Source organism: Mycobacterium sp. IDUB_21 (assembly GCF_055419425.1).
In genome coordinates this window covers 31,789-54,740 of sequence record NZ_JBVAXQ010000021.1, presented here as the reverse complement: position 1 = coordinate 54,740, position 22,952 = coordinate 31,789, and the positions used below count along the sequence as shown (strand labels likewise).

Annotated in this window: 20 protein-coding genes; 9 read left to right on the top strand and 11 right to left on the bottom strand. The window is 67.8% G+C overall.

The window, feature by feature from the left end; genetic code table 11:
- Window positions 1-375: 375 nt before the first annotated feature.
- On the bottom strand, window positions 376-2,247 hold the full coding sequence (locus tag ACZYY4_RS22355) for an ABC transporter ATP-binding protein (RefSeq protein ID WP_463812247.1): 1,872 nt from the start codon (window positions 2,245-2,247) through the stop codon (window positions 376-378).
- An 11-nt stretch (window positions 2,248-2,258) separates the two neighbouring features.
- On the bottom strand, window positions 2,259-3,998 hold the full coding sequence (locus ACZYY4_RS22350) for an ABC transporter ATP-binding protein (protein WP_463812243.1): 1,740 nt from the start codon (window positions 3,996-3,998) through the stop codon (window positions 2,259-2,261).
- 172 nt (window positions 3,999-4,170) lie between these two features.
- Here ACZYY4_RS22350 and ACZYY4_RS22345 point away from each other — a divergent pair, with 172 nt between their 5' ends.
- Together ACZYY4_RS22345 and ACZYY4_RS22340 are read left to right on the top strand one after the other, a co-directional pair.
- Window positions 4,171-4,668: a DUF3558 domain-containing protein gene (locus ACZYY4_RS22345; protein ID WP_463812246.1), complete on the top strand. Its 498-nt coding sequence runs from the start codon at window positions 4,171-4,173 to the stop codon at window positions 4,666-4,668.
- Entirely contained in the window at window positions 4,665-5,210 is a 546-nt protein-coding gene (locus ACZYY4_RS22340) for a DUF3558 domain-containing protein (RefSeq protein ID WP_463812242.1), read from the top strand. The genes ACZYY4_RS22345 and ACZYY4_RS22340 overlap by 4 nt, the downstream gene beginning before the upstream one ends.
- 25 nt (window positions 5,211-5,235) lie before the next feature.
- Here the strand turns inward: ACZYY4_RS22340 and ACZYY4_RS22335 are convergent, their stop codons facing one another.
- A complete protein-coding gene (locus ACZYY4_RS22335) occupies window positions 5,236-5,742 on the bottom strand; it encodes a SixA phosphatase family protein (RefSeq protein WP_463812241.1) in 507 nt (168 codons plus the stop codon).
- Between the two features lie 237 nt (window positions 5,743-5,979).
- Here ACZYY4_RS22335 and ACZYY4_RS22330 point away from each other — a divergent pair, with 237 nt between their 5' ends.
- Window positions 5,980-7,125, top strand: a complete 1,146-nt coding sequence (locus ACZYY4_RS22330; protein WP_463812240.1) for a metallophosphoesterase family protein — start codon at window positions 5,980-5,982, stop codon at window positions 7,123-7,125.
- Window positions 7,122-9,779, top strand: coding sequence for an AAA family ATPase (locus ACZYY4_RS22325; RefSeq protein WP_463812239.1), 2,658 nt, complete (start codon window positions 7,122-7,124; stop codon window positions 9,777-9,779). The genes ACZYY4_RS22330 and ACZYY4_RS22325 overlap by 4 nt, the downstream gene beginning before the upstream one ends.
- Before the next feature lie 284 nt (window positions 9,780-10,063).
- Here ACZYY4_RS22325 and ACZYY4_RS22320 read toward each other — a convergent pair whose 3' ends face one another.
- The 7 genes from ACZYY4_RS22320 to ACZYY4_RS22290 form a co-directional block, all read right to left on the bottom strand.
- A complete protein-coding gene (locus ACZYY4_RS22320) occupies window positions 10,064-11,521 on the bottom strand; it encodes an FAD-dependent monooxygenase (protein WP_463812238.1) in 1,458 nt (485 codons plus the stop codon).
- Window positions 11,522-11,570: 49 nt separating this feature from the next.
- Entirely contained in the window at window positions 11,571-11,828 is a 258-nt protein-coding gene (locus ACZYY4_RS22315; RefSeq protein WP_463812237.1) for a hypothetical protein, read from the bottom strand.
- Between the two features lie 10 nt (window positions 11,829-11,838).
- On the bottom strand, window positions 11,839-12,021 hold the full coding sequence (locus tag ACZYY4_RS22310; protein WP_463812236.1) for a hypothetical protein: 183 nt from the start codon (window positions 12,019-12,021) through the stop codon (window positions 11,839-11,841).
- Window positions 12,022-12,183: 162 nt separating this feature from the next.
- Window positions 12,184-13,830, bottom strand: a complete 1,647-nt coding sequence (locus ACZYY4_RS22305) for an ABC transporter family substrate-binding protein (protein WP_463812235.1) — start codon at window positions 13,828-13,830, stop codon at window positions 12,184-12,186.
- A 71-nt stretch (window positions 13,831-13,901) separates the two neighbouring features.
- Window positions 13,902-15,731, bottom strand: a complete 1,830-nt coding sequence (locus ACZYY4_RS22300) for a dipeptide ABC transporter ATP-binding protein (protein ID WP_463812234.1) — start codon at window positions 15,729-15,731, stop codon at window positions 13,902-13,904.
- Complete coding sequence (locus tag ACZYY4_RS22295) at window positions 15,728-16,603, bottom strand: ABC transporter permease (protein WP_463812245.1); 876 nt, start codon at window positions 16,601-16,603, stop codon at window positions 15,728-15,730. Before ACZYY4_RS22295 ends, ACZYY4_RS22300 begins: the two co-directional genes overlap by 4 nt.
- A gap of 5 nt (window positions 16,604-16,608) precedes the next feature.
- Entirely contained in the window at window positions 16,609-17,586 is a 978-nt protein-coding gene (locus ACZYY4_RS22290) for an ABC transporter permease (RefSeq protein ID WP_463812233.1), read from the bottom strand.
- A 161-nt stretch (window positions 17,587-17,747) separates the two neighbouring features.
- Here ACZYY4_RS22290 and ACZYY4_RS22285 point away from each other — a divergent pair, with 161 nt between their 5' ends.
- The 5 genes from ACZYY4_RS22285 (at window position 17,748) to ACZYY4_RS22265 (ending at window position 22,471) form a co-directional block, all read left to right on the top strand.
- On the top strand, window positions 17,748-18,239 hold the full coding sequence (locus ACZYY4_RS22285) for a beta-class carbonic anhydrase (protein WP_463812232.1): 492 nt from the start codon (window positions 17,748-17,750) through the stop codon (window positions 18,237-18,239).
- Between the two features lie 134 nt (window positions 18,240-18,373).
- Entirely contained in the window at window positions 18,374-19,312 is a 939-nt protein-coding gene (gene cysD, locus ACZYY4_RS22280; protein ID WP_463812231.1) for a sulfate adenylyltransferase subunit CysD, read from the top strand.
- A complete protein-coding gene (cysC, locus tag ACZYY4_RS22275; RefSeq protein WP_463812230.1) occupies window positions 19,312-21,165 on the top strand; it encodes an adenylyl-sulfate kinase in 1,854 nt (617 codons plus the stop codon). Before cysD ends, cysC begins: the two co-directional genes overlap by 1 nt.
- The gene (locus ACZYY4_RS22270; RefSeq protein WP_463812229.1) at window positions 21,162-21,890 is read left to right on the top strand and encodes a 3'(2'),5'-bisphosphate nucleotidase CysQ; all 729 of its coding nucleotides are present in this window, start codon (window positions 21,162-21,164) and stop codon (window positions 21,888-21,890) included. The genes cysC and ACZYY4_RS22270 overlap by 4 nt, the downstream gene beginning before the upstream one ends.
- Before the next feature lie 107 nt (window positions 21,891-21,997).
- A complete protein-coding gene (locus tag ACZYY4_RS22265) occupies window positions 21,998-22,471 on the top strand; it encodes an Rrf2 family transcriptional regulator (protein WP_463812228.1) in 474 nt (157 codons plus the stop codon).
- An 83-nt stretch (window positions 22,472-22,554) separates the two neighbouring features.
- On the opposite strand, the gene ACZYY4_RS22260 is transcribed toward ACZYY4_RS22265, so the two are convergent.
- On the bottom strand, window positions 22,555-22,944 hold the full coding sequence (locus ACZYY4_RS22260) for a VOC family protein (RefSeq protein ID WP_463812227.1): 390 nt from the start codon (window positions 22,942-22,944) through the stop codon (window positions 22,555-22,557).
- Between the last annotated feature and the right edge of the window lie 8 nt (window positions 22,945-22,952).

Here is a 22,952-nt window from a genome sequence, read left to right as displayed (position 1 = left end):
ACTGACGCCGCCTAACACCAGCACCGAGACCGCTCACCAGTCTTTGGTCACCTTGAATTTTCGAGTGAGGCGGGCACCTGCCACATGGCGCTCAATCGGCGACCGGTCGGCGAAGGCGGCTTGGCAGGCGAACGCCGGCCGACCAGTGACTAACGGCCCCTGTTGCGGCCCGACGGGCTTCAGCTGAAAGGGCTGGTCGAGACAGTGGGGCAGGCCCGGTTTGACAACGTGGGGCGTCTTCGCTTCCTGCGCGGCTGGATGTCACCCACGAGTCCAGCTCTTCGGATCGGTCATAACCGGGCCTGCTTCGCGCTCGAATCTACGCCGGTGACCACTGGTCAGCAATGGCTGATCGGCCCCTGATTTCAACTTGTTTCAACTGTTGTCGGCCATCGCCCAGTACGCCCCGCGGCGGGCCAGCAGCTCGGTGTGAGTGCCCTGCTCGACGATCCGGCCGGCCTGCATCACCAGGATCACGTCCGCGTCTCGGATCGTCGAAAGTCGGTGGGCGATAATGAAACTCGTCCGCTCCTCGCGCAGCTCCCGCATCGCCCGCTGGATCAGCAGTTCGGTGCGGGTGTCCACTGAGCTGGTCGCCTCGTCGAGGATGAGCAGTTGCGGGCGGGCCAGAAATGCCCGCGCGATGGTGATCAACTGCTTCTCCCCGGCGCTGATGCCGGCGCCGTCGTCGCTGACCCGGGTCGCGTAGCCGTTCGGCAGGGCACGCACGAACCCGTCGACGTGCGCGGCGCGCGCCGCCGCAAGCACCTCGTCGTCGGAAGCGTCGGGCCGGCCGTAACCGATGTTGTCGGCGATCGTGCCGGTGAATAGCCAGGTTTCCTGCAGCACCATCCCGATCGAGGAGCGCAATGCCGAGCGGTCCACGCCTGTGATGTCGACGCCGTCGATCAGGATCTGCCCGTGGTCCACGTCGTAGAACCGCATCAGCAGGTTGACCAGGGTGGTCTTGCCGGCCCCGGTCGGCCCGACGATCGCGACCGTGCTGCCGGGCTCGATACTCAGCGACAGGTCCTCGATCACCGGCACGCCGGGCCGGTAGCCGAAGCTCACGTCACGGAACTCCACCCGCCCGCGCGGTCCGGAACCGTTGAGCGACAGGGGCGCCGCCGGGTTCGGGGACTCTTCGGGCTCGTCGAGAAAGTCGAACACCCGCTCGGCGCTGGCCGCCCCGGACTGCAGCGTGTTGTACATCGACGCCAGGTTGCCCAGCGGCTGGTTGAACTGGCGGACGTAGGCGATGAACGCCTGGATGCTGCCCAGGGTGATCTGCCCGGTTGCCACCTGAAATCCGCCGATCACCGCGACCGCGACGTAACCCAGGTTGCCGACCAGTCCGGTGGCCGGGGCCACCAGGCCGGAGAAGAATTGGGCGCCGAACCCGGCCCGGTACAGCTCGTCGTTGTGCTCGTCGAAACGCTGCTGCGCCCAGTCCCGGTGGCCGAAGGTGCGGACCAGCGTGAAACCGCTGTAGGTCTCCTCCAGGTGGGCGTTGAGGCGCCCGGTGGCGGCCCACTGCGCGGCGAAGAGTCGCTGCGAGCGCCGGGTGATGGCGCGCACCGCCAACAGCGACAGCGGCACGCCGGCCACGGTGATCGCGGCCAGCAGCGGCGAGATGGACAACATCATCGCCAACACCACCAGCACGCTAAGCACGGAGCTGAACAGTTGACTGACCGTCATCGACACCGACGTCGCGGTGTTGTCGACGTCGTTGGTGACCCGGCTGAGCAGCTCACCGCGCCGTTGAGTGTCGAAGTAGCGCAACGGCAGCCGGTGCACCTTGTCCTCGACGTCGCGACGCAGGGTGCGCAGGGTGCGCTGCAGGATGATGTTGAGCAGCCGGGCCTGAGTCCAGACCATCAGGGCGGCAACCAGATACAGTCCCATCGCCAGTGCCAGGGTGCGTGCCACCGCGGCGAAGTCGACGCCGGCGCCGGGCACCACGTCCATCCCGGACAGCATGTCGGCGTACGTGCCGTGGCCTGCGGCACGGGCCATATCAATGGCCTGCTGCTTGGTCATGCCGGCGGGCAGGCCGCGTCCGATCATCCCGTTGAACACCAGATCGGTGGCGTGCCCGAGGATTCGCGGTCCGGCCACGCCGATCGCGATACCGGCCAGCGACAGGCTGATGACCGCGGCGATCAACCGGCGCTGCGGGCCCATCCGGCGCGCCAGACGCATCGCGGTCACCGAGAAATCAGTGGCCCGCGCGGCCGAATCCATTACCGGTGCCGTCACGCCAGCTCACCCGCCAGTGATTGGGATTCGGCGAGCTCGGCGTAGGCGGGGCACTCGGCCAGCAACTGCTGATGTGTTCCCGCGCCGACCACCCGTCCGTCGTCGATGACGATCACCTGATCGGCCTGGATGATGGTCGAGATACGTTGCGCCACAATGATCACTGTCGCTTCGGTGGCCACACTGCTCAGCGCCGCGCGCACGGCGGCGTCGGTGCGGGTGTCCAGTGCGGAGAACGCGTCGTCGAACAGATAGATCGGGGGCCGCCGGATCACCGCCCGGGCGATCGCCAGCCGTTGTCGCTGCCCACCGGACAGGTTGATGCCGCCCTGGGCCACCGGCATCGCCAGCCCGTCAGAGTGGGCCGCCACGAAATCGTCGGCGGCAGCCACCCGCAATGCCTCCCACATCTGCTCATCGCTGACCGCGGCCCCCGTTGGTGCCCCGTAGCGCAGGTTGTCGGCGACGGTGCCCGAGAACAGGTAGCCGCGCTGCGGCACCAGCCCGATACCCGCCCACAGCGCTTCGGGGTCGCGGTCGCGCACGTCGACGCCGTCGATGAGCACCGCGCCGTCGGTCACGTCGCGCAGCCGGCAGATCAGCGACACCAGGGTGGATTTTCCCGAGCCGGTGGAGCCGACGATCGCGGTGGTGGTGCCGGGCGACGCAACAAGCGACGCGTCGTGCAGCACCGCCCGATCGGCGCCGGGATAGCGGAAACCCACCCCGGCCAACCGGACCTCCCCGGTGGGCGAAGGCGATACCGGATTCGTCGGCGTGCTGATCGTCGGCTCGGTGGACAGCACCTCGGTGATCCGCTCGGCGCACACCGAGGCGCGCGGCAGGATCGCCACCACCATGGTGGCCATCAGCACCGCCATCAGGATCTGCATGAAATAGGACAGGAATGCGATCAGTGAACCGACCTGCATCTGGCCGGCGTCGATGCGCAGCCCGCCGAACCAGATCAGCGCGACGCTGGAGGTGTTGATGATCAGGGTGGTGGCCGGCAGCATCAGCGCCTGCAGATTCCCGACGGCCATCGAGGTGTCCGACAGCGCGTGGTTGGCGCGGGCGAACCGGTCTTGCTCGAAGGGCTCGCGGGCGAAAGCCCGGATCACCCGGATCCCGGTGAGCTGGTCGCGCAGCACTCGGTTGATGTTGTCGATCAGCATCTGCATCCGGCGAAACAGCGGCAGCATCCGCACCACGATCGCGTAGTTGGCGCCCGCCAGTACCGGCACCGCCACCGCCAGCAGCCAGGACAGCCCGGCATCCTGGTGGATGGCCATCAGCAGCCCGCCGATGCTCATGATCGGTGCGGCGACCAGCACGGTCGCCCCCAACTGCACCACCAGCTGGATCTGGCGGACGTCGTTGGTGGTGCGGGTCAGCAGCGTCGGTGTGCCGAACCGGGTTGTTTCGCGCTCGGAGAACCCGATCACCCGGTTGAACACCGCCCGCCGCAGGTCCCGGCCGAAGCCGGTCCCGGTCCGCGCGCCGAAGTAGACCGCCGCGACCGCGCACAGCACCTGCAGGCCGGTGACCGCCAGCATCACCGCGCCCAGCCGGGTGATCACGGCGGTGTCGCCGCGCACCACCCCGTCGTCGATGATCGAGGCGTTGACGGTCGGCAGGTACAGCGAGGCCAGGGTGCTGATCAGCTGCAGCGTCATCAGCGCCGCGACCGGCCAGCGGTAGGGCCTGATGTAGCAGCGCAGCAGCGCCAGGAGCATGGGGTTACTGTCGCACATCGGTGCGGGCCGGGTGCGGCAGCGCCGGAGGCCCGGCGACACAAACCGACTGGTCACCGGTGTGTCGTGGTTGGCGGCCGGTGGTGCCGCTACAGTGCATCGTGTGCGGCTCAAACTGACGGTCCCGGCCCTGGTGGTCGCTACCGTGATTCCGATGGTCGCCGGATGCTCCGACTCCGGCTCGACCGAAGCCCAGTCCGGCGACTCCTCGGCGCCGAAGTCCGAGCAGGGCACTCACGGGCCGTCGTTCCCCCAGTGTGGGGGCATCAGTGACGAGACCGTCACCAACCTGACCCGGGTGTCCGGGCTGGTCAACACCGCGCAGAACTCGGTGGGCTGCCAGTGGCTGGCCCGCGGCGGGATCATGGGCCCGCACTTCTCCTTCTCCTGGTATCGCGGCAGCCCGATCGGGCGCGAACGCAAGACCGAGGAGGTGTCGCGGACTTCCGTGGAGGACATCAACATCGACGGCCACAGCGGCTTCATCGCGATCGGCACCGCGCCGACGATGGGCGACAACCTGTGTGAGATCGGTATCCAGTTCAAGGATGACTTCATCGAGTGGTCGGTGAGTTTCGCCCAGAAGCCGTTCCCGGATCCCTGCGACGTCGCCAAAGAGCTGACCCGCCAGTCGATTGCGAACTCCAAATGAGCCGGCGGACGCTGGCAGGTGCTCTGACCGTACTGGCCGTGCTGGTCAGCCTCACCGGCTGCTCACGCGAGGTGGGCGGTACCGCGGTCAAGGCAGGCTCCGGTGACACCCAGCGCAACAACAACTCCGAGCGGCAGTACCCGAACCTGCTCAAGGAGTGCGAGGTCCTGACCACCGACATCCTGGCCAAGACGGTGGGGGCGGACCCGCTGGACATCCAGAGCACGTTCGTCGGTGCGATCTGCCGCTGGCAGGCAGCCAACCCGGCCGGGCTGATCGACATCACCCGGTTCTGGTTCGAGCAGGGCAGCCTGGACAATGAGCGCAAGATCGCCCAGTTCCTGCAGTACCAGATCGAGGACAAGTCCATCGTGGGCGTGCCGTCGATCGTCATGCGGCCCGCCGACCCGAACGGCTCGTGCGGGGTGGCCAGCGACGCCGCCGGCGTGGTCGGCTGGTGGGTGAATCCGCAGGCGCCCGGCATCGACGCGTGCGAGCAGGCGATCAAGCTGATGGAACTGACGCTCGCGACGAATTCCTAGGTGATTTCGACGCGATAATCGTCGCTCAGCGGGGCACGTGGAAGCCGACCAGCGAGCCGCCGCTGAGTTCCAGGCGCCGCCAGGTGTTCTCGACGAGGAGCACCGCGATGCCCGACGTCGGAAATTTAGTGGCGACGCGCGCCTCGACCCGCGGATCGGTACCGCGGACACCGGCCAATCCGAGCGCGACGTTCGACATGGCCGGCTCATGGCCGATCACCAGCACTGTGCGGATGTCGTCGTCGACGGTGTTGATGGTCGCGATAACGGACCCGGGCATGGCGTCATAGAGTTCGTCGAGATAGCGCACCGGAGCGCTTATGCCGGTGCGTTCCAGGGTTTCCCGGGTGCGCGTGGCCGTCGAGCAGAGCACCTGGTCGATACCGGGTGTGTGGGAACGTAGCCAGTCCCCGGCCAGCCCGGCCTCGCGTATCCCGCGCTTGGCCAACGGTCGGGCGTGGTCGACCATCCCGGACGGATAGTCCGACTTGGCGTGCCGAAGCAGGATCAGTGTGCGCTGTTCAGCGTTCATTCGCCCAAGGTTAGGGCAGTGCAACCCGTGTGGGCAGCTGCGCGATATCGCCGGCGCTATCCATTTCGGAAAGACCCGCGTGCGTCGACGGCGTTACGGATGCGGCGGGTGTGACGTGCGGGATCGGGTTGCTCGCCGGGCGTCGAGACCTGCCGATCAGGGTCCGAGGAGTTGTCGGTGGGCCGCCATACACTCGCGGTGCCTGGCTGACGGCCGGGTGGAAAGGACCGGACCGACATGCGTTTCGTGCACACCGCCGACTGGCAGCTCGGCATGACCCGGCACTTCCTGGCCGGTGACGCCCAGCCGCGCTATTCGGCGGCCCGGCGCGACGCGGTGGCCGGCCTCGGCGCGCTCGCGGCGCGGACTGGAGCGGAGTTCGTCGTCGTCGCCGGGGATGTGTTCGAAGACAACCAGCTCGCCCCTGCGGTCATCAGCCAGTCCATGGAAGCCATGCGCAGCATCGGGATTCCGGTGTATCTGCTGCCCGGAAACCATGACCCGCTGAATGCCGCGTCGGTCTACACCAGTGCGTTGTTCACCACCGAGTGCCCGGACAACGTCGTCGTGCTCGACGCCGCCGGCGTGCACCAGGTGCGCCCCGGCGTCGAGATCGTGGCCGCGCCGTGGCGCTCCAAGCGACCCAGCTGCGACCTGGCCGGCGCGGCGCTGGACGGTCTACCCGCTGACGGGACCACCCGGATTCTTCTCGCCCATGGCGGCGTCGACGTGCTGGATCCCGACCCGGCCAACCCGGCGCTGATTCGGCTGGCGGCTCTCGAGGACGCGCTGGATCGCGGCGTCGTCCGCTATGTCGCGTTGGGGGACAAGCACTCCCGCACTCAGGTCGGTGCCACCGGCCGGATCTGGTACTCCGGCTCACCGGAAGTCACGAACTTCGATGACATCGAGTCCGACCCCGGCCACGTGCTGGTGGTCGACGTGGATGAGACCAGCGGCGATGTGAACGTCGAGTCCCGCCACATCGGCAGGTGGCGGTTTGTGACGCTGCACCGCCAGCTCGACACCGCGCGTGACGTCACCGATTTGGACATCAATCTCGATCAGCTGCCCGATAAGGAACGCACCGTGGTCCAGTTGGCGCTGACGGGTTCGCTCAGTGTCACCGACCGGGCCGCACTTGATGCCTGCCTGGACCGGTATGCGCGGCTGTTCGCCTGGGTGGGCACCTGGAAACGGCACACCGACCTGGTGGTGGTTCCCGCCGACGGTGAGTTCAACGACCTCGGGCTCGGTGGGTTCGCCGCCGATGCGGTCGAGGAATTGGTTGCCGCCGCTCGCAACGGCGACACCGGTAGCGCCGATGACGCCCACGCTGCGCTGGCACTGCTGCTGCGCCTGGCCGACCGGGGTGCAGCGTGAGACTGCACCGGCTGGTCTTGACCAACTATCGCGGTGTGACGCACCGCGAGATCGACTTTCCCGACCACGGCGTAGTGGTGGTGTCCGGCGCCAACGAGATCGGCAAGTCCTCGATGATCGAGGCACTCGACCTGCTGCTGGAGTATAAGGACCGTTCCGCCAAGAAGGACGTCAAGCAGGTCAAGCCGACCCACGCCGACGTCGGCGCCGAGGTTACCGCTGAGATCAGCACCGGCCCTTACCGTTTCGTCTACCACAAACGCTTCCACAAAGCGCCTCAGACGCAGCTGACACTGCTGGAGCCGCGTCGTGAGCAGCTCACCGGCGACGAGGCCCACGAGCGGGTCCGCACCATGCTGGCCGAGACCATGGACACCGGGCTGTGGCAGGCCCAGCGGGTGCTGCAGGCGGCGTCGACGGCGGCGGTGGATCTGTCCGGGTGCGACGCACTGTCCCGCGCGCTGGATGTCGCCGCCGGTGACACCGCCACTCTCAGCGGAACCGAACCTGTGCTCATCGAGCGGATCGACGCCGAATACGGCCGCTACTTCACCCCGACCGGACGTCCCAGCGGGGACTGGAGCGCTGCTATCGCCGCGCTGGCCGAGTCCGGCGCCGAGGTGACGCGTTGCACCGTCCTGCTGGCCGAGGTCGACGACCGGGTGCTCCGGCACGCCGAGCTGTCCGAGGAGCTCTCCCGGTTGATCCAGGATCAGGCGGCGGCTGACGCCCGACACAGCGGCGCGCAAGCTGTGGGCGCGGCCGTCGCCGCGTTGCGTGACCAACTGCGTGACGCGCGGCTGGTGGCCACGGCGGCCGAAGCGACTGGTGCCGCGGCCCAGGCCGCTCACGCCGAGCGGCAGCGACTGTGCGGCGAATTGGAATCCCGGACGGCCGCGATCACCTTGCTGGACACCGAGATTGCCGAGGCGAACCAAGGGCAGGCCAGCTCGGAGGCCGAAGCCACTGTTGCAGAGGATGCCGCTGCCGAAGCCATACAGGCTTTGGCCGTCGCCACCGAACGCGTCGAGACCGCCCGTCGGGTCGTCGACCAGCTCTCCGCCCGCGATGAGGCCAACCGATTGGCCGACCGGCTCGCCCGTATCGACGCCACCGAGCGTGACCTCGAGCAGGCAGTGGCCGAGCTGACGCAGATCGTCGTGACCGAACCCGTGCTGCGCCGGATCGAGGACGCCGCGGCCACCCTCGACCGGGCCCAGGCGTCGTTGGCCGCAGTGTCGGCGACGCTGGACGTCACCGCGGTCGCTGACGTCGAGCTGGTGATCGCCGGCGAACACACGCCGCTGCCGGCCGGCCAGAGCTGGTCGGCGCCGGTCGCCGACGGCACCGAGGTCGAGCTGCCCGGCCTGTTGACCGTGCGGGTTCGACCGGGCGACAGTGCCCGCGAGGCCAACGCGAAACACACTGCGGCGCAAGATGAACTGGCTGCTGCCCTGGCGGGGTCTGGAGCCGATGATCTTGCGGCGGCCCGTCGCGCCGACCAGCGGCGCCGCGAGCTGCAGGGCCGCCGTGATCAGTTGACCGCTGCGCTGGCGGCGTTGCGCGGCGACGACGTGGTGGAGGAGCTGCGCATCCGGCTGGCGCAGCTACGCGGCGACCAGGATGAGGTGAGCGCCGAGGCCACGCCCGAGAGTGCCCGGGCCGAACGGGACGCCGCCGAAGCGCTGCGCGCGCAGGCCGACACGGACTGCGATACCCGGCGGCGGGCTGCCGCCGACGCGTCAGCCCGGCGCACCGAGGCCGTCACCCGCGTGACGCTGTTGCGGGACAAGGTGGCCGCGCAGCGCATCGAGCTGGAAACCGTCACCGAGCGCCTGACCGCGCAGCGGGTGTCGGTCAGCGACGACGGCCTGGCGGGCGCGGCCGAATCCAGCCGCGATGCCGTCCAGACCGCGCAGCAGCGGGTCACCGAGTTGTCGGAGCAGCTGGGTGCGGCCGCCCCCGACGCGGTCGACACCGAACTCGCCGAGGCGGAGGCGGCCGCGCAAGGACTGCGTACCCGGCAGACCGAGATTGCCCGCGCGCTGCACGAAGTCGAGGTCGAACTCGGCGTATTGGGCACCCAGGGCCGCCGGGGCCAGCTCGACGCCGCCCAGACGGCGCGGGAACACGCTGAGGCCGAACATGATCGGATCGGCCGGCGGGCCCGTGCGGTATCGCTGTTGCGTTCGACGATGAACCGGCACCGCGACGACACCCGCCGGCGCTACGTCGAACCGTTTCGCGCCGAGATCCAGCGGCTCGGCGCCCACGTGTTCGGCACCGACTTCGAAGTCGATGTCGACACCGACCTGAAGATCTGCGCCCGCACCCTCGACGGGCGCACCGTGCCCTATGAGTCGCTGTCGGGTGGGGCCAAGGAACAGCTCGGTATCTTGACCCGGCTGGCCGGGGCGGCGCTGGTCGCCAAGGAGGACAGCGTCCCGGTGGTGATCGACGACGCGCTCGGCTTCACCGACCCCGACCGGCTGGAGAAGATGGGCGCGGTGTTCGACGCGGTCGGCGCCCAGGGCCAGGTGATCGTGTTGACCTGCAGCCCGGACCGATACCGCAGTGTCAAGGATGCGCACCGCATCGATCTGAGCGCCCGAGTCCTTGGTCGGAAGTGGCCGGTTCCCCGTCGACCGACTTAACGCCGCCGGATTGATCCGCGCTCAGACGTGACGGGCCGTGGACTCCGCCGAACGTGCACTCAGCGCGAAAAAACGACCGGATCATCGCGGTCAGTACACGTTCGCTGAACTTGGTGACGGCGAATGCGTGAAGGCGGCTGCTGGTCAATACGGTCAACTCGCAGATCACGCAATCCGAGATGGCAGCGCTGGTCAGGCGCCGAGGACGATTCTGTCATCCGAAGCCGCAAGCCTATTCACATACCGACGTAGGACGTAATTCGCTGGAATCAAACGACCCCGCGTCAGCGGGGGCCGAACCAGGTTTCCAGCGCCTCGCCTAACCCGTCGTCCGTGCCGGCGCCTACCCACGCAACGTGGCCGTCCGGCCGGATCAGCACAGCGTCGGGTGCCGCGACGGCGCCCAGGACCGGCAACTCCCACGGGCCGTCGCATTCAGCGTCAACCGCTACGACCCGATCGGCCCACGGGGAAACCTCGAAATCCCATGGTGCACCGAAGTTCAACAAGACACCTCGGCCGTCATGCAGCAAGGCGAAGACTCGCACCGTTGCCGCCGGGGTCGATACCTCCAGATCCGGCATCCGGCGGCCCAGCAGCGGGTGGCCGTCACCGAGGCCGTAATGAATGTCCAGGCCGCACATCATCGCACCAATCCGTCTGCGCGGCTTGTCTATGCTCAGCAGCTCGGACATGGCGTCGCGCAAGGCGTCGACGCGCGGTCCGGGCTCCAGCAACGCGCCCTGCGCCATGGTGTTGTGCAGCACGCGGGCGGCAACCGGGTGGCGCTCGGTGTGGTAGGTGTCCAGCAGGCTGTCCGGTGATGTTCCGGTGAGCACCTGGGCCAGCTTCCATCCGAGGTTCACCGCATCCTGAACACCGGTGTTCAGGCCCTGCCCGCCCACCGGGGAATGCACATGCGCGGCATCGCCGGCCAGCAGCACCCGCCGATCCCGGTAGCGTTCGGCCTGCCGGGTCACGTCGGTGAACCGGGAAACCCAGCGAGCATTATGCAGCCCGTAATCCGTTCCCCGCCTGGTGATCAGCACGTCACCGACATCGCTCAGGGTCGGCTCGCCGCTGCGCCTCACCTCCGGCTCGGTCACCATCACCCGTACCGGCCCGCCGGTCTCGAGGCGGAAGAAGGAATGGAAGCCGACGCCGTCGCGATGCAAGCCCCACGGCGGCTCGTGGGTCAGATCGGCCTCGGCGAGCAGGCAACTGATCGACGCGTCCCAGCCCGGAAAGCCGATTCCGGCCCTCTTGCGGACTAGGCTGCGTCCGCCGTCACACCCGACCAGATATGCCGTGCGCAGCGTTGTGCCATCGGACAATTCGACGTCGACGCCGGTGTCGTCCCGGTCGACGCCGGTCACCTCGCGGCCGTGATGGGTCCGCACGCCCAGCTCATCGACCCAGTCGGCGAGGGTGCGCTCGATGTGGTACTGCGGCAGCCCCAACGTGTAGTGATGCCGGGTAGGAAAATCGCTGATATCCAACATGATCCACGCGTAATGACAAGCCTGGACTATCCGTCCCTGTGCCAGGAACCGGTCGGCGATTCCCCGCTGATCGAGAACCTCGATGGTGCGCGAGGTGATACCGCCCGCGCGGGAGCCGATCAGGTCGTGGCTGGCGCGTCGCTCGATGATGACGACGTCCACCCCCGCCAGCGCCAGCTCGCCCGCCAACATCAGCCCGGTTGGCCCTCCGCCGGCGATCACCACTTGATGTTCGGTCATCAATGCTTCATGAACCCGATCGCCGTGTAGTCCAGATCAGCCGCTGTGCTTACACGTCACGGAATCGCTGCTGCACCGCCTGCCGCGACACCCCCAACACCATGCCAATGGTGCCCCAGCTCTCGCCGTTCGCACGGGCTTCTGCCACTGCCTGACGCAGCGCGTCAGTCGCAGCGTCGGCCGCCTCAGCCGCCTCACGGACATGCCGCAGATACCGCCCGTCGCGCACCTTCACCGACGGGTCTGCCGGGTCCAGCCTGTCGATCCACTGCTCGGCGGCGGTGGTCTCGTTAATCTTGGTCGCCATAGTCATCACCTCACAGGTAGTCGTAGTTCTTCGGTTGCAGCACGTTCACATGGATGATCCGTTGGGGGTCGTCGGCAGGAACCATCACGACCTCGAGCAGTCGCACGCCGGCGTCGACGCCGATGATCAGCAGACGGCCCTCGTAGTCCCCCTCCTGCTCGACAAGCCTGACGGGATTACGGATGACGTGCAAGGCATCCGCATCGGAGATCCCATGCTCGGTGTAATGCTTGCGAGCCGATTCGACGAACTCAATAACGTCAATGATAGCTTGACGGTATTGGGCGTGTCAACGATATATTGACGTTTTTTCGAGCTCACGGATCAAAGTCCGACCCGCGCGATGACAGCCTCATCAATCCTTCATGAACCCGATCGCCGCGTAGTCCAGATCGGCCAGTCCCGGCGCCCCGAAGTTCGCCAGCGAACTGCGCACCGCCACATTGCCGGTGGTCTGGATCAGCGGCAGGCTGAAGCCCTCCGCCCACAGCAGCGCATCGACCTCGTTGGCACGCGCCCGGGCCACTACCGGGTCCAGTGCCTGCAGCGTCTCCTCGATCTTGGCGTCGATCTCCGGGCTGCCGATCTTGCCGAAGTTGGCCTCGCCGTAGGAGGCCGAGATCTGGTTCAACCCGGCCAGCGGGAAAGCGTCACCGACCCAACTGAACTGGGCGATGTCGAAGTCGCCGACGTTGACGTAGTCGGTGAAGAAGCCGCCGCCGGCCTTGGAGTCCAGCTGCAGCTTCACCCCGATCTGGCCCAGATTGTGCTGTGCCACCTGGGCGAACTGCCGGGTGCTCGACGCGTCGTAGAACAGGTGGCGGATCACCAGCGGCCGGCCGTCCTTCTCCCGGAACTTCCCGTTCAGCTTCCAGCCGAGTTCGTCGAGTTCACGCGCCGCGCGCGCCGGGTCGTAGGCCACCACCGCGGAGTTGTCCTGGTAGCCCTCTTGGCCGGCGACGTAGATGTGATTGCCCAGCGCCACCGGATCCGAGGTCAGCCCGCGCTGGGTCACCTTGGCGATTGTGGTCCGGTCGATGCCGCGCATCACCGCCAGCCGCAGCGCCTTGTCGGACAGGATCGCCCCCGGCGCCCCGTTGAAGGTGAAGTGGTTCCACGCCGGGGTCGGTGCGCGGCGGATCGTGATGCCCTCGGTGCGCCGCGCGATGGTCAACTGGTCCAGGGTGGCCACCCCGGTGGCGTCGATGGTGTGGTTCTGCAGTGCCGGCATCCGGGCGGATTCGTCGAGGACGAGGTAGGTAATGGTGTCCAGCTTGGGTGCATTGCCCCACCAGGCGGGGTTGCGGGTCAAGGTGATTCGCTGGCTGGTGCGGTCCAGCGTCGACAGCACGAACGGTCCGGCCGAGGGCCCCGGTCGACTCAGCTGCGCCTTGTTGAAGGTCTCCGGGTCGGCGGTCATGCTCTGGGGCAACAGCATCGAGTTACCGGCGAACATGCCCCGCCACTCCGCGTAGGGCTTGGCGAAGCGCATCACGGCCTGGCGATCGTCGACGCCACGGGTCACCGAGGCGACCCGCTCGGCGCCGTTGGTGGTCGCGATCGCGAACCCGTCGTCGGCGCCGCTGGTGGCATGGATCTGGCTGGCGATGTCCGCCCAGGACAGCGGAGTCCCGTCCGACCATGTCGCCTTCGGGTTGATCGTGTAGGTGACCACCTGGGGGTTGGTGCCGGTCAGCTCCACACTGGTGAAGTAGTCGGTGTCCACCGTCGCCGAACCGTCCGGCCCGATGATGAACGCCCGCGGCATGGTGGCCTTGAGCATGGCGGCGTTCTCGGCCAGGTTGCCGTCGATGTGCAGCGGGTTGAAGTTCGGCGGGAACTGGCTCATCGACAGCCGCAGGTTTCCGCCATCACGCAGGGTCGCCGGGTCCTGTGGATTGATGTCGCTCGCCGAGCCCACGGCGGAGGCGCCTTCCGGGGCGGTGATATCGACGGCAGCACAGCCGCTCAGCGCGAGAACCAGTGTCACGAGCGCCGCCATCCCGTTGACTCTGCGTCCACCAGGTCCTCTTCTCGCAAAACTCCTTGGTGAGCGCAGAGTCAACGGGGGGGTCATGAGCTCACCACCGGTTGTGGGACCGCGGCCAGCAGTCGGCGGGTGTAGTCGTGTTCAGGCCGGGCGAAAACCTGGTCCGCATCACCCTGCTCGACGATCGCCCCGGCGAACATCACCGCCACCTTGTGCGCCAGGTGTTTGACCACCGACAGGTCGTGCGACACGAACAGGTACGACAACCCGAACTGCTGCTGCAGATCCAGCAGCAGGTTGATGATCCCGGCCTGGATCGACACGTCCAGTGCGGACACCGGCTCATCCAGTGCCAGGATCTTGGGCTGCAACGCCAGGGCCCGCGCGATGCCGATCCGCTGCTTCTGCCCGCCGGAGAACTCCGCGGGGTACCGCAGCGCGTCGCCGCGGCGCAGCCCGACCAGCTCCAGCAGTTCGGCGACCCGGGCGTGCGTCGAAGCCTTGTCGGAACCGTTGGCGCGCAATGGCTCCGCCAGCACTTCGAAGACCGGCAGCCGCGGATCCAGGGACGCCACCGGATCCTGGAACACCACCTGCAGATCCCGGCGCAGCGCACGGCGACCGGGCCGCGTCAACACGGCGACGTCGGTGCCGAGCACCTCGATGGAACCCGACTGCGGGGCGGTCAGTTCCAGGATCTGGTGCAGGGTGGTGGATTTGCCCGAGCCGGACTCGCCGACGATCCCCAGGGTGCGGCCCTGCTCCAACGTGAAGCTCACACGAGAGACCGCGCGAACTTCGCCGACTCGGCGGCGCAGCACCCCCTTGGTCAAGGGATACGTCTTGACCAGGTCGCGGACTCGTAGCACCGTGGTCGAATCCGCGGGTGCGGGGACCGCGACCGCGGTGCGCACCTGAAATATGTCGGCAGCGCTGCGTCCGGTCACCTGATCGGTGTGGATGCAGGCGGCCGAATGATCGGCGCCGACCATCAACAGCTCCGGTTCCTGTGTCCGGCACTCGTCGGTGACCAGCGGGCAGCGCGGCGCGAACGGGCAGCCGGGCTCGACACCGGCCGAAGACGGCGGAGCGCCCGGAATCGGCACCAGCCGGGTGCCCTGCGGTGCGTCCAGGCGCGGCACCGAACCCAAAAGCCCCACCGTGTAGGGCATCTGGCGGTCGCGGTACAAAGCGGCGACCGGCGCGGCCTCCACCACCCGTCCGGCGTACATCACCAGTGCCCGGTCGGCGAACTCGGCGACCACCCCGAGATCGTGGGTGATGATCAGGACCCCGGCGCCGGTGACATCGCGCGCGGTCTTGAGCACCTCGAGGATCTGGGCCTGCACGGTGACGTCGAGGGCGGTGGTGGGCTCGTCACAGATCAGCAGGTCCGGATCACACGAGATGGCGATCGCGATCACCACCCGCTGGCGTTCCCCGCCGGACAGTTCGTGCGGGAACGCCCGCGCCCGCTGCTCGGGCCGGGAGATACCGACCAACTCCAGCAATTCCACGGCGCGTCGCCGGGCCGCGGCTCGACCGATCCGGGGCTGGTGCACCTCGATGGCTTCGGCGATCTGATCGCCGACGGTGTAGACCGGCGTCAGCGCCGACATCGGGTCCTGGAACACCATGCCGATCGAGGCGCCGCGGAACTTCGACATCGCGGTGTCGCCCAGCCCGATCAGCTGCGTGCCACCCAGGCGCACCGATCCCGACACCCGCGCATGCTCGGGCAGCAGTCCCATCACCGCCATCGCCGCCGCGGATTTCCCGGAGCCCGACTCGCCGACCATCGCCACCACTTCGCCGGGGTCGACCCGGTAGCTGATGCCGCGCACCGCATGCACCGCATCACCGCCGGCCCCGAACGTCACGGCCAGGTCGGTGACTTCCAGTAGCGAACTCATCCGCGGCCCCGCAAGCTCGCGGCGTCGGGGTCCAGCGCATCGCGCAGGCCGTCGCCGGTGAGGTTGGCGCAGACCAGGATCGTGATCAGCACCCCGGCCGGGAACAGGAACACCCACGGGAAGGTGATCGCCGAGGCGGTGCCGTCGGCGATCAGGGTGCCCAGCGACACATCCGGGGGCTGAATGCCGAAACCCAGGTAGCTCAAACCGGTTTCGGCCAGGATCGCGACGGCGACGTTGAGCGCGGTGTCGATGATCAGGATCGACGCCACGTTCGGCACGATGTGGTCGATGATGATGCGGCGGCTGGAGACGCCCATATACCGTGCGGCTCGGATGAATTCACGTTCCCGGAGGCTCATCGTCAACCCGCGCACCATGCGGGCGCTGACCATCCAGCTGAACCCGGCCAGCAGCAGCACCAGCAAGGCGATGTTGCCGCTGTTCTTGGTGCGCGGCGTGATGATCGCGATCAGGATGAACGCCGGTACCACCAGCAGCAGATCCACCAGCCACATCAGCACCCGGTCGCGCCAGCCGCCGAAATACCCGGAGACCGCGCCTACTGTCGCGGCGATCACCGTGGAGATCAGCGCCACGCACACCCCGATCAGCATCGACTTCTGCATGCCCCGCAGGATCTGGGCCAGCAGATCCTGGCCGAGCGCGTTGGTACCCAGCCAGTGCCGGGCGCCCGGCGGCACCAGCAGGGCGTCGTAGTCCAGGTCGGTGTAGGAGTAGGGCAGCAGGCCCGGCAGCGTGTAGCAGCCGACGAACATCACCGCCAGCAATGCCAGCGCGCCCACCGCGGTGCGGCTGCGCAGGAACCGGCGCAGCACCAGGGTGCGCCGCGAGGCGAACTCGATCTCCATGCTGCTCATGACACCCGCACCCGCGGGTCCAACAACGCGTAGATGACGTCGGAGAGCAGCCCGGCCAGCAACACCACCGCACCGGAGAACACCGTGATCGCCGCGACGATGTTGGTGTCCTGCGTCGCCACGCCCTGCACCACCCATTCACCCATGCCGTGCCAGCCGAAGATCTTCTCCACGAACACCGCACCGGTGACCAGTCCGGCCACCCCGTAGGCGAACAGCGTCGCCATCGGTATCAGCGCGGTGCGCAGCCCGTGTTTGAACAGGGCGCGCCGCCGGGTCAGCCCCTTGGCCCGCGCGGTGCGGATGAAGTCCTGGCCGAGCACATCGAGCATCGCGTTGCGCTGGTAGCGGCTGAAGCCGGCCGCTGCGCCCAACGCCAGGGTCAACGACGGCAACACCAGGTGCTGCAGCCGGTCGGCCAGGCCGGGCCAGAAGCCGGTGACCAGCCCGGGGGAGGTCTCCCCGGTGTAGTCGAACAGTTGCGCCCCCAGCGCCCAGTTCACCCGCAACGCGCTCAGGATCACCAGGTTGGCCAGCACGAAGGTGGGCACCGACAGCACCAGCAGCGCCGCCAGCGTGATGACCCGATCGGAGAACCGGTACTGGCGCACCGCCCCCCAGGCGCCGGCCACCACGCCGATGACCGTGCCGACCAGCGAGCCGACGACCAACAGGCGCAGGCTGACCCCGATGCGGCGGCCCAGCTCGCCGGAGACCGGCTGGCCGGTGACGGTGACACCGAAATCGCCGCGGACGGCGTGCGAGGCCCAGTGCGCGTAGCGCAGCGGAATCGGCTTGTCCAGGCCCAGTTCGGCGGCTTTGGCGTCGATGACGGCCTGCGGGGGACGCGGATTGCGCTGCATCAGGCTGTCCAAGGGGGCGAACGCCAGTGACGTCAGGCAGAACGTCAGGAACGATGCGAGGCCCAGCAGCACCAGGTAGTTCAGCGCCCGGCCGGCCAGGAACCGCATCACGGCGCGGCCTCGCAGACGTCCGGCATCAGCACAGGGTAGAGGGTGGTCGCCGCCTGGCGACGCGTTGCCCGCAACCCGTTCACCGGAATGATTTTTACCGGTGGATTCCGCGAGCTCTTTCATTAGGCTCGGCATGCGGACTGCGACAGATGGAGGAGCCTGTGACCGTTACCGACGACTACCTGGCCAACAACGCTGAGTATGCGAAGACCTTCGAAGGTCCGCTGCCCATGCCGCCGAGCAAGCACGTCGCGATCGTGGCCTGCATGGACGCCCGCCTGGATGTCTACCGGGTGCTCGGGATCAACGAGGGTGAAGCGCACGCCATCCGCAATGCCGGCGGGGTGATCACCGACGACGCGATTCGCTCACTGGCCATCAGCCAGCGGCTGCTGGGTACCCGGGAGATCATCCTGATCCACCACACCGACTGCGGGATGCTTACCTTCACCGACGACGAGTTCAAGCGTTCCATTCTGGAGGAGACCGGCATCCGGCCGGGCTGGGCGCCCGAGGCGTTCCCGGACCCCGCCGAGGACGTCCGCCAGTCGCTGCGGAGGGTCAAGGCCAGCCCGTTCATCACGGCGACCACGTCGCTGCGCGGGTTCGTCTTCGACGTCGCCACCGGCAAGCTCGGCGAAATCACCGCCTGACGTTCCCGCTAGGGGAATCCGGCGGCCTGCGATCACGTTGACAGCAGCGCACGTGGCCTGGTTACATACCCGGCTATAACCAACAAATCTGGTAAGTCTCACCAAGATTATCGGGTATCTCTGGCAAGGAAGTCATGACCAGCAACATCACCGCGCCCTCGGCGCCGTCCACGGCGGGCCAGTATCAGCTGACGCAGCTACGGACGCTGGAGGCCGAGGCCATCCACATCATCCGGGAGGTGGCCGCGGAGTTCGAGCGCCCGGTGCTGCTGTTCTCCGGCGGCAAGGACTCCATCGTCATGCTGCACCTGGCGGTGAAGGCGTTCGCGCCGGGCCGGCTGCCCTTCCCGGTGATGCACGTCGACACCGGCCACAACTTCGACGAGGTCATCGCCGCGCGCGACCAGCTGGTCGACCAGACCGGGGTGCGGTTGGTGGTGGCCTCGGTGCAAGACGACATCGACGCCGGGCGGGTGGTTGATGACGGGCCGTCCCGCAACCCGTTGCAGACGGTCACCCTGTTGCGGGCGATCCGGGAGAACAAGTTCGACGCGGCGTTCGGCGGTGCCCGGCGCGACGAGGAGAAGGCACGCGCCAAGGAGCGGGTGTTCAGCTTCCGTGACGAGTTCGGCCAGTGGGACCCCAAGGCGCAACGGCCCGAGCTGTGGAACCTCTACAACGGACGGCACCGCAGCGGTGAGCACATCCGTGTGTTCCCGCTGTCGAACTGGACTGAATTCGACATCTGGTCCTACATCGGCGCTGAGGAAATCACCTTGCCGTCAATCTATTTCGCGCATCAACGCAAGGTCTTTCGGCGCGACGGCATGCTGTTGGCCGACCACGAGTTCCTGCGGCCCGCCGACGGTGAGGAGGTGTTCGAGACCTCGGTGCGATTCCGCACCGTCGGCGACGTCACCTGCACCGGTTGTGTGGAGTCCACGGCAGCGACCGTCACCGAGGTGATCGATGAGACCGCGTTGTCGCGGCTGACCGAGCGCGGTGCCACCCGCGCTGACGACCGGATCTCCGAAGCAGGCATGGAAGACCGTAAGAGGCAGGGGTACTTCTGATGGGTGCGGCAACGACGCTGCTTCGTATCGCGACGGCCGGTTCGGTCGACGACGGCAAGTCCACCCTGATCGGACGGCTGTTGTTCGACTCCAAGGCCGTCATGGAGGACCAGTTGGCCTCGGTGGAGCGCACCTCCCGCGAGCGCGGCCATGACTACACCGACCTGGCCCTGGTCACCGATGGCTTGCGCGCCGAGCGCGAGCAGGGCATCACCATCGATGTCGCCTACCGCTACTTCGCTACGCCCAAGCGGAAGTTCATCATCGCCGACACGCCTGGGCACATCCAGTACACCCGCAACATGGTGACCGGCGCCTCGACCGCCCAGCTGGCGATCGTGCTGGTCGATGCGCGGCACGGTCTGCAGGAGCAGTCCCGCCGGCACACCTTCCTGGCGTCGCTGCTGGGGATCCGCCACATTGTGCTGGCAGTCAACAAGATGGACCTGATTGACTGGGATGCAAAGCAATTCGAGGCGATCCGCGACGATTTCCATTCGTTCGCCACCCGCCTGGACGTGCACGACGTGACGACCATCCCGATCTCGGCGCTGCTCGGCGACAACGTGGTGACCAAGTCCGACAAGACCCCGTACTACGAGGGTCCGGCGCTGCTGTCTCACTTGGAGGACGTCTACATCGCCGGTGACCGCAACCTGGTCGACGTGCGTTTCCCGGTGCAGTACGTGATCCGCCCACAGACCCACGAGCACACCGACCACCGAAGCTATGCCGGCACGGTGGCCAGCGGGGTACTTCGTCCCGGTGACGACGTGGTGGTGCTGCCGTCGGGGAAACCGACCCGGATCGCTTCGATCGAGGGCCCCAATGGTGCGGTGGACGAGGCGTTTCCGCCGATGGCGGTCGCGGTGAGCCTGGCTGACGACATCGACATCTCCCGCGGGGACATGATCGCTCGCACCAACAACCAGCCGCGTATCGCCCAAGATTTCGACGCCACCGTGTGCTGGATGGCCGACGGCGCGTCGCTGCAGCCCGGCAACGACTACGTCATCAAACACACCACCCGGACCACCCGGGTGAAGGTGATGGCATTGGACTACCGCCTCGACGTCAACACCCTGCACCGGGACAAGGAAGCGAACTGGTTGGAACTCAACGAGCTCGGGCGTGTCTCGCTGCGTGCTCAGGTCCCGCTGATGCTCGACGAATTCAGCCACAACGATGCCACCGGGTCCTTCATCCTCATCGACCAAGCCACCAACGGAACGGTGGCGGCCGGCATGGTGCTGCGCGACGTGTCGGGTCGCGCCGCCAGCCCGAACACGGTGCGCCACGAGTCGCTGGTCACCACGACGGACCGGCTCTCGAAGGGCCGCACGGTGTGGTTGACCGGACTCTCCGGCGCAGGCAAGTCGTCGGTGGCCATGCGGGTCGAGCAGCTGCTGCTCGAAAGAGGAACGCCCGCTTATGTTCTCGACGGTGACAACCTGCGGCACGGGCTCAACGCCGACCTCGGGTTCTCGATGGCCGACCGCGCCGAGAACCTGCGCCGGCTGGCGCATGTGGCCACCCTGCTGGCCGATTCCGGTCAGATCGTGCTGGTGCCGGCGATCAGTCCACTGATCGAGCATCGTCAGTTGGCCCGCCAGGTGCACACCGACGCCGGGTTCGATTTCGTCGAAGTGTTCTGCGATACCCCGCTGGAGGCCTGCGAGCAGCGAGACCCCAAGGGGCTATACGCAAAAGCGCGTGCGGGTCTCATCACCCACTTCACCGGGATCGACAGTCCCTACCAGCGGCCGCGCAACCCCGACGTGCGGCTGGCCCCGCAAGACAGCATCGACAAACAGGCCCGGCAGGTCATCGCCGCGCTGGACGCCCGTAGGTGAACGATCACCAGCTGGCCGCCCAGCTTGCCGCCGACGCCGGCCGGCTGCTGCTGAGCGTCCGTGAGGAACTGGCCGATGCAACCCAGGCCGAGCGGAAAGCAGCCGGCGACAAGCGCTCTCACGACTACCTGATGACGGCGCTGGCTGCCGAACGCCCGGACGATGCGGTGCTGTCCGAGGAGGGCGCCGACAATCCCATCCGGCTGCAAGCCGACCGGGTGTGGATCGTCGACCCGCTGGACGGCACCCGGGAATTCTCCGAGCTGGACCGCGACGACTGGGCCGTGCACGTCGCGCTGTGGCAAGCCGGAGAACTGACCGCCGGGGCGATCGCCCTGCCGGCGCGGGACATCACCCTGGCCACCCCGACGGTTGCCACCCCGCCCGGGCACACCGGCCCGCCGCGCATCGCGGTGTCTCGCAGCCGCCCACCCGCGGTCGCCGAAAGCGTCCGCGACCGCCTCGACGGCGTGCTGGTGCCGATGGGTTCGGCCGGGGTGAAGGTCGCCGCCGTCGTGCAGGGCACCGCCGACGTCTACGTGCACGCCGGCGGGCAATACGAATGGGACTCGGCCGCCCCGGTGGCCGTCGCCCGGGCCGCCGGCCTGCACACCTCGCGCATCGATGGCTCGCCGCTGGCCTACAACCGGCCCGACCCGCTGCTGCCCGACCTGGTGGTGTGCCGCCCCGAATACGCCCAGGCGGTGCTCGCCGCGATCGGCTGACGTCGCCGAAAGATCGACTGCCCGCCTCTCCCCCGCAAGCGGGAGGTGCCCCCACCTCATCGCTTCGCTGTGCATCGTCACCGGGCGCAGATGGCAGAATCCCCAGGATGCGGATGTCGGCCAAGGCGGAGTACGCGGTGCGGGCGATGGTCCAGCTCGCCACCACCGAAGCGGGCACCCTGGTCAAAACCGACGACATCGCCGCCGCACAGGGCATTCCGGCGCAGTTCCTCGTCGACATCCTGTCTGATCTACGCAACGACCGGCTGGTGCGCAGTCAGCGCGGCCGCGACGGGGGCTACGAGCTGGCGCGGGCGGCCACCGAGATCAGCGTCGCCGACGTGCTGCGCTGCATCGACGGCCCGCTGGCCAGCGTCCGCGACATCGGCATGGGCGATCTGCCCTACGCGGGCCCGACCGCCGCATTGACCGACGTGTGGCGAGCGCTGCGGGCCAGCATGCGTTCGGTGCTCGAGGAGACCAGCCTGGCCGACGTGGCCTCTGGTGACTTGCCCGCGCACGTCGCCGAGCTCGCCGCCGATTACCGCACCCAGGAACGCCAGCGCGGCCACGGCAGCTAACCCGACCTCCGCGAGAGTGCGTGTCCCCGGTCGACCCGCCGGGCAGAATCCCGTTTTTAGGCACCCCCGCGCGGAATCTGACCCTAGGAATCCGAGCCGTACGGTCGGGTCAGGATCTCCATCGCGTGACCGTTGGGATCGCGGAAATACACGCCGCGGCCGCCGTCGCGGTGGTTGATCTCGCCGGGGTGCCCACCTCGCGGATCCGCCCAGTGCGCCAGCCCCCGCGAGGAGATCTTGCCGTAGATGGCGTCGAAGTCATCCTCGGAGACCAGGAATGCGTAGTGCTGCGGCCGGATCTCCTCGTCGCCGGGGACCTCGGCGTAATCGAGGCTGGCCTCGTGATCGAGCCCGACGACCATGAAGTGCCCGAACGGCTGCGGATCAGGCAGGTCGAACAGTTCCGCCAGAAATACCGCTGACGCCTGCTTGTCGTGGGCGGCGACGATCGTGTGATTGAAGGAGATGCTCATTCCTCCAG

Bases quoted from the DNA above. Each gene is read 5' to 3' on its own strand.
- ACZYY4_RS22335 (WP_463812241.1), bottom strand. From the start codon at position 5,742: ATGAACGCTGAACAGCGCACACTGATCCTGCTTCGGCACGCCAAGTCG.
- ACZYY4_RS22260 (WP_463812227.1), bottom strand. From the start codon at position 22,944: ATGAGCATCTCCTTCAATCACACGATCGTCGCCGCCCACGACAAGCAG.
- cysD (WP_463812231.1), top strand. From the start codon at position 18,374: ATGACCAGCAACATCACCGCGCCCTCGGCGCCGTCCACGGCGGGCCAG.
- ACZYY4_RS22345 (WP_463812246.1), top strand. From the start codon at position 4,171: ATGGTCGCCGGATGCTCCGACTCCGGCTCGACCGAAGCCCAGTCCGGC.
- ACZYY4_RS22355 (WP_463812247.1), bottom strand. From the start codon at position 2,247: ATGGATTCGGCCGCGCGGGCCACTGATTTCTCGGTGACCGCGATGCGT.
- ACZYY4_RS22265 (WP_463812228.1), top strand. From the start codon at position 21,998: ATGCGGATGTCGGCCAAGGCGGAGTACGCGGTGCGGGCGATGGTCCAG.
- ACZYY4_RS22315 (WP_463812237.1), bottom strand. From the start codon at position 11,828: ATGGCGACCAAGATTAACGAGACCACCGCCGCCGAGCAGTGGATCGAC.
- ACZYY4_RS22350 (WP_463812243.1), bottom strand. From the start codon at position 3,998: ATGCTCCTGGCGCTGCTGCGCTGCTACATCAGGCCCTACCGCTGGCCG.
- ACZYY4_RS22330 (WP_463812240.1), top strand. From the start codon at position 5,980: ATGCGTTTCGTGCACACCGCCGACTGGCAGCTCGGCATGACCCGGCAC.
- ACZYY4_RS22305 (WP_463812235.1), bottom strand. From the start codon at position 13,830: ATGGCGGCGCTCGTGACACTGGTTCTCGCGCTGAGCGGCTGTGCTGCC.
- ACZYY4_RS22320 (WP_463812238.1), bottom strand. From the start codon at position 11,521: ATGACCGAACATCAAGTGGTGATCGCCGGCGGAGGGCCAACCGGGCTG.
- cysC (WP_463812230.1), top strand. From the start codon at position 19,312: ATGGGTGCGGCAACGACGCTGCTTCGTATCGCGACGGCCGGTTCGGTC.
- ACZYY4_RS22295 (WP_463812245.1), bottom strand. From the start codon at position 16,603: ATGGAGATCGAGTTCGCCTCGCGGCGCACCCTGGTGCTGCGCCGGTTC.
- ACZYY4_RS22340 (WP_463812242.1), top strand. From the start codon at position 4,665: ATGAGCCGGCGGACGCTGGCAGGTGCTCTGACCGTACTGGCCGTGCTG.
- ACZYY4_RS22300 (WP_463812234.1), bottom strand. From the start codon at position 15,731: ATGAGTTCGCTACTGGAAGTCACCGACCTGGCCGTGACGTTCGGGGCC.